Annotated in this window: 16 protein-coding genes; 7 read left to right on the top strand and 9 right to left on the bottom strand. The window is 68.3% G+C overall.

Features of this window, described 5'->3' with window-relative positions:
* Positions 1-6 precede the first annotated feature (6 nt).
* Positions 7-453: a limonene-1,2-epoxide hydrolase family protein gene (locus G6N14_RS09650; protein WP_085134475.1), complete on the bottom strand. Its 447-nt coding sequence runs from the start codon at positions 451-453 to the stop codon at positions 7-9.
* A gap of 42 nt (positions 454-495) precedes the next feature.
* Between G6N14_RS09650 and G6N14_RS09645 the strand changes: the two genes are divergently transcribed.
* Together G6N14_RS09645 and G6N14_RS09640 are read left to right on the top strand one after the other, a co-directional pair.
* Entirely contained in the window at positions 496-1668 is a 1173-nt protein-coding gene (locus G6N14_RS09645; RefSeq protein WP_085134474.1) for a glycosyltransferase, read from the top strand.
* A gap of 10 nt (positions 1669-1678) precedes the next feature.
* A complete protein-coding gene (locus G6N14_RS09640; protein ID WP_085134521.1) occupies positions 1679-1873 on the top strand; it encodes a DUF3046 domain-containing protein in 195 nt (64 codons plus the stop codon).
* Here the strand turns inward: G6N14_RS09640 and G6N14_RS09635 are convergent.
* Positions 1864-2514 (bottom strand): TetR/AcrR family transcriptional regulator, encoded by a 651-nt coding sequence (locus tag G6N14_RS09635; protein ID WP_085134473.1) that lies wholly within the window; start codon positions 2512-2514, stop codon positions 1864-1866. The two genes, G6N14_RS09640 and G6N14_RS09635, sit on opposite strands and share 10 nt — an antisense overlap.
* 69 nt (positions 2515-2583) lie before the next feature.
* Between G6N14_RS09635 and G6N14_RS09630 the strand changes: the two genes are divergently transcribed.
* The 3 genes from G6N14_RS09630 (at position 2584) to recX (ending at position 5609) form a co-directional block, all read left to right on the top strand.
* On the top strand, positions 2584-3810 hold the full coding sequence (locus G6N14_RS09630) for an oxygenase MpaB family protein (RefSeq protein WP_085134472.1): 1227 nt from the start codon (positions 2584-2586) through the stop codon (positions 3808-3810).
* A gap of 241 nt (positions 3811-4051) precedes the next feature.
* A complete protein-coding gene (recA, locus tag G6N14_RS09625; RefSeq protein ID WP_179960877.1) occupies positions 4052-5104 on the top strand; it encodes a recombinase RecA in 1053 nt (350 codons plus the stop codon).
* Complete coding sequence (gene recX / locus G6N14_RS09620) at positions 5061-5609, top strand: recombination regulator RecX (protein ID WP_085134470.1); 549 nt, start codon at positions 5061-5063, stop codon at positions 5607-5609. The genes recA and recX overlap by 44 nt, the downstream gene beginning before the upstream one ends.
* 9 nt (positions 5610-5618) lie before the next feature.
* Here recX and G6N14_RS09615 read toward each other — a convergent pair whose 3' ends face one another.
* The 5 genes from G6N14_RS09615 to G6N14_RS09595 form a co-directional block, all read right to left on the bottom strand.
* Positions 5619-5843: an Rv1893 family protein gene (locus G6N14_RS09615; RefSeq protein WP_085134469.1), complete on the bottom strand. Its 225-nt coding sequence runs from the start codon at positions 5841-5843 to the stop codon at positions 5619-5621.
* 63 nt (positions 5844-5906) lie between these two features.
* Positions 5907-6791, bottom strand: coding sequence for an amino acid ABC transporter permease (locus G6N14_RS09610; RefSeq protein WP_085134468.1), 885 nt, complete (start codon positions 6789-6791; stop codon positions 5907-5909).
* Positions 6788-7465, bottom strand: a complete 678-nt coding sequence (locus tag G6N14_RS09605; protein ID WP_085134467.1) for an amino acid ABC transporter permease — start codon at positions 7463-7465, stop codon at positions 6788-6790. Before G6N14_RS09605 ends, G6N14_RS09610 begins: the two co-directional genes overlap by 4 nt.
* Positions 7462-8265: a glutamate ABC transporter substrate-binding protein gene (locus G6N14_RS09600; RefSeq protein ID WP_085134466.1), complete on the bottom strand. Its 804-nt coding sequence runs from the start codon at positions 8263-8265 to the stop codon at positions 7462-7464. The genes G6N14_RS09605 and G6N14_RS09600 overlap by 4 nt, the downstream gene beginning before the upstream one ends.
* A gap of 14 nt (positions 8266-8279) precedes the next feature.
* Positions 8280-9008: an amino acid ABC transporter ATP-binding protein gene (locus tag G6N14_RS09595; protein ID WP_085134520.1), complete on the bottom strand. Its 729-nt coding sequence runs from the start codon at positions 9006-9008 to the stop codon at positions 8280-8282.
* A gap of 156 nt (positions 9009-9164) precedes the next feature.
* On the opposite strand from G6N14_RS09595, the gene miaB reads away from it, so the two are divergent.
* Complete coding sequence (miaB, locus tag G6N14_RS09590; RefSeq protein ID WP_109559711.1) at positions 9165-10604, top strand: tRNA (N6-isopentenyl adenosine(37)-C2)-methylthiotransferase MiaB; 1440 nt, start codon at positions 9165-9167, stop codon at positions 10602-10604.
* Positions 10601-11206, top strand: coding sequence for an Rv2732c family membrane protein (locus G6N14_RS09585; RefSeq protein WP_085134464.1), 606 nt, complete (start codon positions 10601-10603; stop codon positions 11204-11206). Before miaB ends, G6N14_RS09585 begins: the two co-directional genes overlap by 4 nt.
* Here G6N14_RS09585 and G6N14_RS09580 read toward each other — a convergent pair.
* The gene (locus G6N14_RS09580) at positions 11163-11879 is read right to left on the bottom strand and encodes a phosphodiesterase (RefSeq protein WP_085134463.1); all 717 of its coding nucleotides are present in this window, start codon (positions 11877-11879) and stop codon (positions 11163-11165) included. The two genes, G6N14_RS09585 and G6N14_RS09580, sit on opposite strands and share 44 nt — an antisense overlap.
* The gene (locus tag G6N14_RS09575) at positions 11876-12334 is read right to left on the bottom strand and encodes an SRPBCC family protein (protein WP_085134462.1); all 459 of its coding nucleotides are present in this window, start codon (positions 12332-12334) and stop codon (positions 11876-11878) included. Before G6N14_RS09575 ends, G6N14_RS09580 begins: the two co-directional genes overlap by 4 nt.
* Between the last annotated feature and the right edge of the window lie 55 nt (positions 12335-12389).

Raw genomic sequence — 12389 nt, 5'->3', positions numbered from 1 at the left:
GTGACCTTAGAGCGTCGGGCGCAGCGCCGGAAACACCGTGGCCGCCACCGCGCGCAGCGTCGCCTTGAACATGTCGAGGAAGTCGAAGTAGTCGCGCCACAAGGTGATCCGCCCGTGGTGCACCTCGAACACCCCGCATACCCAGAACTGCAGCCGTAGCGGACCCAGCGTCAGCACGTCGGTGCGCTCGGTGAGCACCGCCGAGCCGTCGGCGGCGATACGGTGGGTCTTCACGTCGAACGACCCGCGTCCGGCCAACCGGCGGAACACCTTGATCGTGGCGCTGCGGCCGTAGATGGTCGGCAGCCCGACGTTCTGATACACGACGTCCTCGGCGAGCGCTGCGGCCGCCGCGTCGAGATCCTCGTCGCGGAGGGCTTCGAGGAAGGTCTCAACGATGCGGATGTTCTCGGTGGTGTCCGCGGCGCCGTGCTGGTCAGTCAGTTCGGTCATACCTGCCACCCTAGGCCCGTGGGGCTGTGGCACGGTAGGCCGATGCGAGTGGTAGTGGTAGCAGGCCCGGATCCCGGTCACGCGATCCCCGCGATCGCCTTGTGCAAGCGCTTCGTGGCGGCCGGCGACGCACCGACGCTGCTGACCGGGGTCAAGTGGCTCGACACCGCGCGTGCCGCCGGGGTGGACGCCGCCGAACTACTCGGCCTCGATCCCACCGCTGGCGATGACGACGCCGACGACGGCGCCAAACTGCACCACCGTGCGGCCCGGATGGCGGTGCAGAACCGTGACCAGCTGCGGGCACTGGGGCCCGACCTGGTGGTCTCCGACGTCATCACGGCCTGCGGTGGAATGGCCGCCGAGCTGCTGGGCATCGGGTGGGTGGAACTGAGCCCGCACCCGCTGTACCTGCCGTCGAAGGGTCTGCCGCCGATCGGCAGCGGGCTGGCTCCGGGCACGGGGGTGCGCGGCCGGCTCCGGGATGCGGTGATGCGGTCGCTGACGGCACGGTCGGTCCGAAGTGGGCTGCGCCAGCGTGCCGACGCCCGGGTTGCTATCGGGCTGCCGGGCCGCGACCCGGGGCCGCTGCGGCGCCTGATCGCCACGCTGCCCGCGCTCGAGGTCGACCGGCCCGACTGGCCCGCCGAGGCCGCTGTGGTCGGGCCCCTGCACTTCGAACCGACCGAGCAGGTGCTGGACGTGCCAGCGGGCACCGGACCGCTGGTGGTCGTGGCGCCATCGACGGCAGCGACCGGCACCGCGGGGCTGGCCGAGCTGGCGGTGGAGCATCTGGTGCCGGGTGGCACCCTGCCTGAGGGTGCCCGGCTGGCGGTATCGCGCCTGGGCGGTCCGCCCCTGACGCTGCCGCCGTGGGCGGTCGCCGGTCTGGGGCGCCAGGATCAGCTGTTGCAGCACGCCGACGTGGTGGTGTGCGGTGGCGGGCACGGGATGGTGGCCAAGACGCTGTTGCACGGTGTGCCCCTGGTGGTGGTGCCCGGTGGCGGCGATCAGTGGGAGATCGCCAACCGTGTGGTGCGCCAGGGCAGCGGACGCCTGATCCGGCCGCTGACCGGACCGGCGTTGGCTGAGGCGGTGGGCGCCGTGCTGGCCTCGCCGGACCATCGTGAGGCAGCGCGGCGGGCGGCGCGCACCGCAGGCGAAGTCGCCGACCCGGTACGGGTGTGCCACGAAGCGCTGGCGAGCACTGGGTAGGTTGGGAGCCGTGCGTCTGACCGAATTTCGCGAGCGGGTCGCGATGCGTTTCGGCGCCGCCTACGGCAACACGGTGCTGGAAGATCACGTGCTGGCCGCGGTGGGCGGACGCACCGCGGCGCGGGCCATCGAGGACGGTGTGGACCCGCGCGAGGTGTGGTGGGCGCTGTGCGCGGACTTCGACGTGCCGCGCGATCAGTGGTGAGGCGAGTCGCTGTGCGCCACGATGCTGCGCACCAAGGCGACCGACAGGTCTGAGCAGATCGCGGCCAGTTCGGTCGGAGTCTCGACCGGGTCGTCGAGCCAGGTTTCGATGATCTGATTGACGCCGCCGACGATGAACAGTGCACCGCGCCGTAACTCTCCGGGGGCCAGGTTCTGGCCGTCGAGAACGGCTGGGGCGTATTCGACGATGGTGTCGGTGATCATGTCGAGGATGCCCGCGCGGTGCTCGTTGAGGCCCGGAATCGCCGACAGGTCGCTGGTGGCGATGCGGTGGATGTGGGGGTCGGCGGCGATGAGGTCGAGGAAGGCGGTCAGCGCCGAGCGGAGTTTGTCCGACAGCGTTCCGGGGTGGCCGACGCCTGCGGTCACCATCGCTTCGAGCAACTGGTCGCGGACATCGTCGGAGACCGCGAAGAACAGCGCTTCGCGATTGGGAAACTGCTCGTAGAAGTAACGTGGGGTGAGTCCGGCCGCGGTGCAGACTCCGCGGACGGTGACCTCGCCGATGCCCGACTCGCCCCAGATCTGGCGGCCGGCCGCCAGCAGCTTTCCGCGGCGCTCGGCGCGGCGGTCCACCGCGCTGATCCCGCCGTAGTCACGCACCACCTCAGGGCGTTTCATTGACATCACCCTACTAGCGCCCGTAAATTCGGAATACGGATGTTATCCAAATAGCTTGGAGGCCGCCCGATGAACGCGCCCGCACAGACCATCCCCGCCCGCCACCCGTCCGGGCCCGGCCGCGTACCGGCGGGCATTGCGGCGCTGGCCCGGGTATTGGCGGTAGGGCGGCCCAGTGCCGAGCGGTGGCAGAAGATCGGTGAGGACCTGACCGCCGGAGACGAGCCGATGCAGCGGCTGGTCGAGTGGATGTCGAGCGCCGGGGCCGCCGAGACGCGGCCGATCTTCGAACAGATCCTCACCCGTGGCCTCGCCAGCGTGCCGGATGCACCTGAGCCGCTGCGGGAGTTCTTCGGTGAATTCGAGCCGATACCGGACTGGGTCGACATGGCCCGGGTGCGGCGCGGCCAGCGAGCCCTGCGCCGGGGCGGCGCCGACGGCACCTACATCGCCCGGGACGTGTCGTTTCTGGGCGGCTACCAGTTCTCCTCGTTCAACAAGACGCTGCTGCGCACCGGTGTACTGGAGAAGGGCTCGAACAAGCGCTTCGCCGAGACTCTGCAGTGGGCGCTGGACGTCAGTGCGGAGGGCGGACTGGAGCCGCTCGGCGTCGGTTACCGGGCCACCATCCGGGTCCGGCTGATCCACGAGTACGTGCGCCGGCATGTGGCGGCACTGCCGGACTGGCGCGCCGACGAATGGGGCCTGCCGGTCAACCAAACCGACATGGCCGCCACGTTGGTGGGCGCGCTGATCGCGCCGCCGGCGGGCGGACTGGCGCTGGGACTCGTGATGCCGCCGGCCGAACTGGACGACATCGCGCACCTGACCCGCTATGTCGGCTGGCTGATGGGAGTCCGCGACGACTGGTTGCCCCGCAGCTTCCGGGACGGCATCCGCGTTCTCTACCAGACCCTCGGCGCGCTCTCCGCGCCCGACGAGACGACCAAGCAGCTGGCGGCGCCGATGGCCGACGATCCGCTGGGATGGCATTTCGGCGCCATGGCCGGCCTGCGGCGCCGCATCGCACGCGCCCAGCATCTCTCGTTGACCAGTAGCTTCCTGGGATCGGGCACGATGCGAAAGCTCGGTCTGCCGACTTCGGTGCTGCCGTGGTACCCGCTGGTGCGGCTGCCGGTGAACCTGGCCCGCAGCGTTGCGGCGCTGACGCTGCCCGGTGGACTGGATCGCGCGGCGCGCCGCGGGCGGCGCGAGCAGGAGGCGTTCATGCGCACCCTGATGGGCACCGGCGACACCACCATCGGAGCCTCTGCGCACGTCATGCAGGTGGGTTAGCGGCGATCGCGAGCGCGGCGGAGCCGGGCGCTGCGGGTCGTCGGCGTCGGGTTAGCGGCGATCGCGAGCGCGGCGGAGCCGGGCGCTGCGGCGACACGCCGCGCGCCTACTTGATTCGAACATTCGTTCGCCTACTGTGGAGGCAGTTCGTTCGGCCTGACGGGTCTGTCAGACCCCGTCGCTAGCGTCACGGCCAACCGACCGAGAACGGTCAACCGAACTACCGAACCACAGGAGAGGCATCATGGCGCAAGCGCCCGATCGCGAAAAAGCACTCGAACTGGCGATGGCCCAGATCGACAAGAATTTCGGCAAAGGCTCGGTGATGCGCCTCGGGGACGAGGTGCGTCAGCCGATCTCGGTCATCCCGACCGGTTCCATCGCCTTGGACGTGGCGCTAGGCATCGGCGGCCTGCCCCGGGGCCGGGTCGTCGAGATCTACGGCCCGGAATCCTCCGGTAAGACGACCGTGGCGCTGCACGCGGTGGCCAACGCCCAGGCCGCCGGAGGGATCGCGGCGTTCATCGACGCCGAGCACGCACTGGACCCCGACTACGCCAAGAAGCTCGGCGTGGACACCGACTCGTTGCTGGTGTCCCAGCCCGACACCGGGGAACAGGCGCTGGAGATCGCCGACACGCTGATCCGCTCCGGGGCACTGGACATTCTGGTCATCGACTCGGTGGCCGCCCTGGTGCCGCGCGCGGAGATCGAAGGCGAGATGGGGGACAGCCACGTCGGTCTGCAGGCCCGGCTGATGAGCCAGGCGCTGCGGAAGATGACCGGCGCACTGAACAACTCGGGCACCACGGCCATCTTCATCAACCAGCTGCGGGAGAAGATCGGGGTGATGTTCGGCAGTCCTGAAACCACCACGGGTGGAAAGGCTTTGAAGTTCTATGCATCGGTGCGGCTGGACGTTCGGCGGATCGAGACCCTCAAGGACGGCACTGAAGCGGTCGGCAACCGCACCCGCGTCAAAGTGGTCAAGAACAAGGTGTCGCCGCCGTTCAAGCAGGCCGAGTTCGACATCTTGTACGGTCGGGGCATCAGCCGTGAGGGTTCACTGATCGACATGGGCGTGGATCAGGGCTTCATCCGCAAATCCGGCTCGTGGTTCACCTATGACGGCGAGCAGCTGGGGCAGGGCAAGGAGAACGCCCGCAACTACCTGCTGACCAACGTCGACGTGGCCAATGAGATCGAAAAGAAGATCAAGGAGAAGCTCGGCATCGGTGCCGTGCTGACCGATGAGCTGGCCGATGAAGTCCTGCCTGCCCCTGTCGACTTCTGAGCTGGTCGAGGCGGCAGAGCCCAAACGCGAAGAGCAGGCGAAGGCGCTGTGCCTTCGCCTGCTCACCGCCCGGGCGCGCACTCGTGCCGAACTGGCCGGGCAGCTGGCAAAACGCGGCTACTCCGAGGCGGTGAGCAGCCGAGTGCTCCACCGGTTGACCATCGCCGGGTTGATCGATGACGCCGATTTTGCCGAACAGTGGGTGCGATCGCGGCGCGAGCGGGCGGGCAAGGGCCGCAAGGCGCTGGAAACCGAGCTGCGCACCAAGGGCATCGATGAGGACGTGATCGCCACAGCGTTGTCGGGCATCGACGCCGGGGCCGAGCGCGAGCGTGCTGAGCAACTGGTAGCGGCCAAGCTTCGCCGAGAAGCCCTCGGCGACGACGATGTCAAGATCACCCGCCGGCTGGTGGCGATGCTGGCCCGGCGCGGCTACAGCCCCTCGATGGCCTACGACGTGGTCAGCGCCGCATTGGCCGGCGAACGAGAGCGCCGCCGAGTCTGAGGGCCTGCGTTAGACGCCTTCCTCGGCGTCGTGTGTGCCGGTGAAGACTTCCTTGGTTCGCTCCACAGCATGCGTGGCGATCGCCATCGAGTCCTGGACGATCGCGCTGACGCCCCCGGAGATGTCCCCCCGAATGATGTCGCCGGCGTCCTCGACGATGTCTGAGGCCTTCTCCATGGTGTGAGCGGCGATGTCGCGTGCGGCGCTGATTGCATCCTTGGGGGTGATGGCCATCGGAGTCTCCTGTCGCTAGCTGTCGATTCCGACTCTAGACGCCGGGTGCCGGGTGCGCAGTGCCTAAACGACGCGGGTGCCCGGGGTGCCTTCCGGCTCGATGGTGGTGGCCTCCAAGGGGGACTGGCGAGCCTGGCGCATGCGGCGTTCCAAGCCGATGGCGCCGGCTGACAGTGCCATGTTTCCGGTGATCATCAGCGCGGCGATCACCAGGAGCGCGGGCAGGTAGTTGCTGTACTGGGAGCCGACGACGGTGCTCTGGCGCACCATCTCCACAAACGTGATCTGGTAGCCGATAGCGGTGTCTTTGAGCACCACCACCAGTTGCGACACCAGTACCGGAAGCATGGCCGTGACGGCTTGGGGCAGCAGGACCAGCCGCATCGAGGCGACCCAGCCCAGCCCCAACGCGGCGGCGGCCTCGCCTTGGCCGCCGGGCAGGGCGTTGACCCCGGCCCGCACGATCTCGGCGATGACTGCGCCGTTGTAGAGGGTCAGGCCGGTGACGACCCCGGCCAACGCGATCTGTTGTGGCGGAAACACGTTGAGCAGGCCGTAGACGAAATAGGCGAAGATCATCATGATCAGCACCGGAATGGCCCGGAAGACCTCCACGACCACCGCGCAACACCAGCGCACCGGCGTGATCTGGGACAACCGGCCGATACCCAGCGCGACGCCCAGAATCAGTGCGAGCCCGATGGACCAGGCTGCCGCGGTAAGAGTGCCCGCCACGCCCGGTAACACGTAGGTCCGCCACAGGTCCGCGGTCAGGAACGGCGCCCATTTCTCCGCCGTCAGCTGGCCTTTGGCGCACAGCCGCGAGTACACCATCCAGCTCAGCAGGCCGGCGACCAGCACCGTGGCCACCGACAGGGCGTGGTGGCGGGCCCGGGCCCGCGGGCCGGGGGTGTCGAACAGCACGGTCGCCCGTGGCACGGACCTCATCGCGACACCGCCAAGCGCCGGTCGAGGTAACCGAACAACAGTCCAAGCGGCAGTGTCAGCACCAGAAAGCCTGTGGCGAACACCGCGCCCACGCCCAGCAGTGCCGCGGTGTTCTCGGTCATCGTCTTCATCAGCAGCGCCGCCTCGGCGACGCCGATCGCCGAGGCCAGCGTGGTGTTCTTCGTCAGCGCGATGAAAACCGAGCCCAACGGGACCATCGCGGCGCGAAAGGCTTGGGGCAGCAAGATAATCCGGAGATTCTGGGTGAAACTCAGCCCCAGCGAGCGAGCCGCCTCGGCCTGCCCGATCCCCACCGTGTTGACACCCGCGCGCACCGCTTCGCAGACGAAAGACGCGGTGTAGACACCGAGCCCGAGGACCGCCAGGCGAAAGTTGCTGTCGTCGACCGAGGTCGGCGACTGCGGGTCGGTCAGCGTCACGCCCAGCGTCTGGGACAGCCCGAATGAACACAACAGCAACAGCAGGGTCAGCGGGATATTGCGCACCAGATGGACATAGCCGCCGCCGAGCAGGCGCAGCACCGGCACCGGAGCCAGGCGCATCGCCGCCAACCCGGTGCCCAAGGCCAGTGCGAGTGCACCGGACAGCACCGCCAACTCGACCGTGACGGTGAAGGATTGGAGGATCTGGCCCCGATATTCGCCGAACATCATCGTCTGATCGGCGGCGGATCGGGTACGGCAAACCCGGCCGGGCCGAAGTTGTCCTCGAACGCCGCCCGCCACGAACCGTCACGTTCCATTTCTTCGAGGGCGTCGTTGATCCGCTGCCGCAGCGTGTCGTTGCCCTTGCGCACACCGATTCCGTAAAGCTCCTGGGAGAAGCGTTCGCCGACCAGCTTGAAGTCGCCGGGACTCTGGGCGGCAAAACCGGCCAGGATCACGTCGTCGGTGGTCACCGCGTCGATCGCGCCGTTGCGCAGGGCCTCCACACATGCCGAGTACGTGTCGTAACGCTGCAACTGCACACCGGGGTAGCGGTCCTTGATCCGCTGCGCCGGTGTGGATCCGGACACCGAACACAGCTTCTTGTGCCGCTGCAGCGAGGCCGTGCCGGTGATGTCGGTGTTATCGGCGCGAACCAGCAGCGACTGCCCGGCCAGCAGGTAGGGGCCGGCGAAGTCGACCTTCTGCAGGCGCGAGTCGGTGATCGAATACGTGGCCACCAGGAAGTCGACCTGGCCGTTGCGCAGCAGCATCTCGCGCTGGCTGGACGGAGCCTCGATCCAGGCGATGCGGTCGGGCGGGTAGCCCAGCCGGGCCGCGACGTAGCGGGCCACGGCGACATCGAATCCGTCCAGCGTTCCGTCGGGTCTCTTGACGCTCAACCCGGGTTGGTCGAACTTGACCCCGATGGTGATCTTGCCGCTGTCGTGGGCGGTGCATGCCCCGGTGAGCGCGGCCAAAACGGCCGCCCACGCCAGTACCGCAGCGACCCGCGCCAACGTGCGCAAACGCCCGGTGAGAATCAATGTTCGAGGACCTTGGCCAGAAAGTCCCGGGCCCGGTCGGTCTGCGGCGAGCCGAAGAACTCTGCGGGAGCGGCGACCTCGACGATGGCGCCGTCGGCCATGAACACCACCCGGTCCGCGGCACGGCGAGCGAAACCCATCTCGTGGGTGACCACCACCATGGTCATCCCGTCGTCGGCCAGGCTGGTCATCACGTCGAGCACTTCGCTGATCATCTCCGGGTCCAGGGCGCTGGTCGGCTCATCGAACAGCATCACCTTCGGATTCATCGCCAGGGCGCGCGCGATCGCCACCCGCTGCTGCTGCCCGCCGGACAGCTGGGCGGGGTGCTTGTCGGCCTGATCGGCCACCCCGACCCGCTCCAGCAGTGCCATGGCCTGGCTGTGCGCCTGCGCCCGGGGGAGCTTGTGCACCTTCATCGGAGCCAGTGTGACGTTGGCGAGAATCGTCTTGTGTGGAAACAGGTTGAACGACTGGAACACCATGCCGACCTGCGCCCGCAACCGGGCCAGGGCCGCGCCTTCGGTCGGCAGCGGCTCGCCGTCGAGAGCTATGGTGCCGGAGTCGACGACTTCGAGCCGGTTGATGGTGCGGCACAGCGTGGACTTGCCCGAGCCTGAGGGACCGAGGATCGCCACCACCTCGCCCCGGGCGACCTCGAGACTGATGTCTTTGAGCACATGCAGATCGCCGAAGTACTTGTTGACCTCGCGGATGGCGATCATCGGCACCGGATCCCCTCCGCTGCTGATCATCGCATCTGACCCTACCCAGGAAGTCCCGGCCGGGACGCCGCTATCGGTCGGGTCACTCCCACCGACTCGGGTGCCGCGCCCCGCCGTACCATAGACCGGGTGAGTTCGCCGGTGATTTCCGAACAGATGCGCACCTACGAGGTGCGCACCTACGGCTGTCAGATGAACGTTCACGACTCCGAACGGATCGCCGGAATGCTGGAGCAGGCCGGATATCGCCGCGCCTCCGACGGCGCGGACGCCGACCTTGTGGTGTTCAACACCTGCGCGGTGCGGGAGAACGCCGACAACAAGCTCTACGGAAACCTGAGTCACCTGGCGCCCAACAAGCGCGGCAACCCCGACATGCAGATCGCAGTGGGTGGCTGCCTGGCCCAGAAAGACAAGGACAGCGTGCTCAACCGCGCGCCGTGGGTGGACGTCGTCTTCGGCACCCACAATCTGGGGTCGCTACCGGCGCTGCTGGAACGCGCCCGGCACAACCGCAGCGCCCAGGTCGAAATCGTGGAATCGCTCCGCGAGTTCCCGTCGTCGCTGCCCACCGCGCGGGACTCGGCCTACTCGGCCTGGGTGTCGATCTCCGTCGGCTGTAACAACAGCTGCACCTTCTGCATCGTTCCCTCGTTGCGTGGCCGCGAAGTGGACCGCAGCCCGGACGACATCCTTGCCGAAGTGCGGGCGCTGGCCGCCGAGGGCGTCCTCGAAGTGACCTTGCTGGGCCAGAACGTCAACGCCTACGGTGTCTCGTTCGCCGACCCCGATCTGCCGCGCGACCGCGGCGCATTCGCATCGTTGCTGCGGTCCTGCGGGGACGTCGACGGGCTGGAACGGGTCCGCTTCACCTCACCTCATCCGGCCGAGTTCACCGACGATGTCATCGAAGCGATGGCGCAGACCCCGAACGTCTGTCCCACGCTGCACATGCCGCTGCAGTCCGGTTCCGACCGCGTGCTGCGGGCCATGCGCCGCTCCTACCGGGCCGAGCGCTACCTGGGCATCCTGGAGCGGGTCCGGGCCGCCATTCCCGATGCAGCCATCACCACGGACCTGATCGTCGGATTCCCCGGTGAGACGGAGCAGGATTTCGCCGAGACGCTTGAGGTGGTGGCGGCGGCCCGATTCTCGGCCGCATTCACCTTCCAGTACTCCAAGCGCCCCGGGACACCTGCTGCCGAACTTCCCGATCAGTTGCCCAAAGAGGTGGTCCAGCAGCGCTATGACCGGCTGATCGAACTACAGGAGCAGATCTCGTTGGAAGAGAACCAGGCCCAGATCGGTCGCACCGTCGAATTGCTGGTGGCGGCCGGTGAGGGACGCAAGGATGCCGCTACCGCACGCATGAGCGGCCGGGCCCGCGACGGCCGGCTGGTGCACTTCGCGCCTGGGAACGCCCAGGTGCGCCCCGGTGACGTGGTGACCACGACCGTGACCGGCGCGGCGCCGCACCACCTGCTGGCCGACGGCGCTCTGCTGAGTCATCGGCGTACCCGGGCTGGAGACCTGCACGCCGAACCGGCACCCGGTGTCGGACTCGGTATGCCCACGATGCCGGGGGCGGCGCGATGAGCGGCAGCGGCGACAACCACCGAGACTTCGAGGCCTACCGCGCCGACATCGAGGCCGCCGAGCGCCGCGTGGCCGGTGAGATCGATCCCGGCGGCAGAGGCCTGGTCGTCGCGATCTGCGTCTTCGTGCTGCTGGGGTCCTTCCTGTTGCCGCACACCGGTTCGGTGCGCGGCTGGGACGTGCTGTTCCCCGGCAACGGCACCGACGAAGCCTTCGTGACGCTGCCGTCGAAGTTGTTCATGTGGCTGGCCCTGGTGTTCGGCGTGGGATTCTCCCTGCTGGCTTTGCTGACGCGGCGCTGGACGGTGGCCTGGGTGGCCCTGTCCGGGTCGGCGGTGGCCAGCGTGGCGGGACTGCTGGCCGTGTGGTCCCGCCAGACCGCGGTGCCGGGCGACCCCGGGCCGGGCGTCGGGCTGATCCTGGCCTGGATCACGCTGTTCGTGCTGACGTTTCACTGGGCGCGCGTGGTGTGGACCCGCACCGCGCTGCAGCTCGCCGCAGAGGCCGAGCGCCGGCGCAGCACCGCCGAACTGCACTCCAAGAACCTGCTGGACGGCCTCAACGGTCCCGAGGACCAGCCACCGCCGGCGGCGGGGGAGTAGGGGACGTTGCGGCCCGGCCTTCCCGGCTGGCGCGATAGGCGTCGGCGCGCAACCGGGTGAGCCAGCGGGGACGCAGTTCCACCCCCGGAGCAGTGTTGACGGTCGGGTCGAACGACACGTCATGCCCCGCATCGCCGGTCCCCTCGAGGCCGGTGAGCACCAGGTGGGCGAGTGGATGGAATCCGGCCGTCCCGCGGGCCTGCTCGAGTTCGAAGCGGATCTGGCCGCCGTCGAGTTGCTGGCGGACATTGCGAAGCGACAATCCCCGGCCGTCGATCGGTGTGTTCAGCCGAGCCCGCAACCACCACGTCTGCTCGCGGTAGCTCAGCGGCTGCAGCGAGGTCATCGTCAGACCCGACCACCGCAGTGCGGGCCGTATCCCCAGCGCGCGGCCCACGATCCCCGAACTCGCCGAGGCCAGCAGGATGTCCCAGCAGCGGTGGTCGGGCGCTGAGGCGGGAATCCGCAGGGCCAGTCCGACGGCGTCGGGTAGCGCGCCCGGTGTGCCGGCGGCCTTGGAGATGCGTGCCACCACCGTGGCCGATGGCACCGGCAGGCCCACACCGGTGGGTGCATGCCGTTCGAGAACGCCGGTCGCCAGCACACCGTCGGGGTGAAAAAACCGCCTTTGCCGCAGCGCTGCCCCCCGGCGAAACAGCTCCCCGGCGATCATCGCCGCGGTACGTCTCCGCGCCACGCGCCGGTCTCGCTGCCCTGGCTTTCGATGAATTCCTTGAAGCGCTTGAGATCGCCGTGCACCCGATGGTCCAGGATGTGCAGCTTGTCGGCGACGTTCTCCAGGACACCGTCGGGGTCGATGTCCATCTGGGTGGTCACCCGCGTGGTGTTGTCATCGATCTTGTGGAAGGTGACCACACCGCCGTGGGCCGGGCCGGAGTCGGATCGCCAGGCGATGCGCTCTTCGGGGTGTTGCTCGGTGATGGTCGCGTCGAACTCACGCGAGACTGGGCCCACCTTGATCTTCCAGTGCAGGTGCGTGGGGTCGCGTTGTTGCACCTGCTCGACGCCCTCCATGAACTGCGGGAACGACTCGAACTGGGTCCATTGGTTGTACACCGTCTGAATCGGCCGCTTGACGTCCAGGGCCGCGATGATGTTGCTGGCCATGCTCACCTCCAGTGAGTGGTTGTTGCCGTCTCGTCTGGAGGTAGCCCATGCTCGC

This window comes from Mycolicibacter hiberniae, from assembly GCF_010729485.1.
Lineage (GTDB): Bacteria > Actinomycetota > Actinomycetes > Mycobacteriales > Mycobacteriaceae > Mycobacterium > Mycobacterium hiberniae.
Note: the sequence above shows the minus strand (reverse complement) of the source record. Positions and strands in the feature narration are given on the sequence as shown.

Coding starts and splice junctions, on each gene's coding strand:
- G6N14_RS09650 (WP_085134475.1), bottom strand. CDS start 453: ATGACCGAACTGACTGACCAGCACGGCGCCGCGGACACCACCGAGAAC.
- G6N14_RS09645 (WP_085134474.1), top strand. CDS start 496: ATGCGAGTGGTAGTGGTAGCAGGCCCGGATCCCGGTCACGCGATCCCC.
- G6N14_RS09635 (WP_085134473.1), bottom strand. CDS start 2,514: ATGAAACGCCCTGAGGTGGTGCGTGACTACGGCGGGATCAGCGCGGTG.
- G6N14_RS09630 (WP_085134472.1), top strand. CDS start 2,584: ATGAACGCGCCCGCACAGACCATCCCCGCCCGCCACCCGTCCGGGCCC.
- recX (WP_085134470.1), top strand. CDS start 5,061: ATGAGCTGGCCGATGAAGTCCTGCCTGCCCCTGTCGACTTCTGAGCTG.
- G6N14_RS09615 (WP_085134469.1), bottom strand. CDS start 5,843: ATGGCCATCACCCCCAAGGATGCAATCAGCGCCGCACGCGACATCGCC.
- G6N14_RS09610 (WP_085134468.1), bottom strand. CDS start 6,791: ATGAGGTCCGTGCCACGGGCGACCGTGCTGTTCGACACCCCCGGCCCG.
- G6N14_RS09605 (WP_085134467.1), bottom strand. CDS start 7,465: ATGATGTTCGGCGAATATCGGGGCCAGATCCTCCAATCCTTCACCGTC.
- G6N14_RS09595 (WP_085134520.1), bottom strand. CDS start 9,008: ATGATCGCCATCCGCGAGGTCAACAAGTACTTCGGCGATCTGCATGTG.
- miaB (WP_109559711.1), top strand. CDS start 9,165: ATGCGCACCTACGAGGTGCGCACCTACGGCTGTCAGATGAACGTTCAC.
- G6N14_RS09585 (WP_085134464.1), top strand. CDS start 10,601: ATGAGCGGCAGCGGCGACAACCACCGAGACTTCGAGGCCTACCGCGCC.
- G6N14_RS09580 (WP_085134463.1), bottom strand. CDS start 11,879: ATGATCGCCGGGGAGCTGTTTCGCCGGGGGGCAGCGCTGCGGCAAAGG.
- G6N14_RS09575 (WP_085134462.1), bottom strand. CDS start 12,334: ATGGCCAGCAACATCATCGCGGCCCTGGACGTCAAGCGGCCGATTCAG.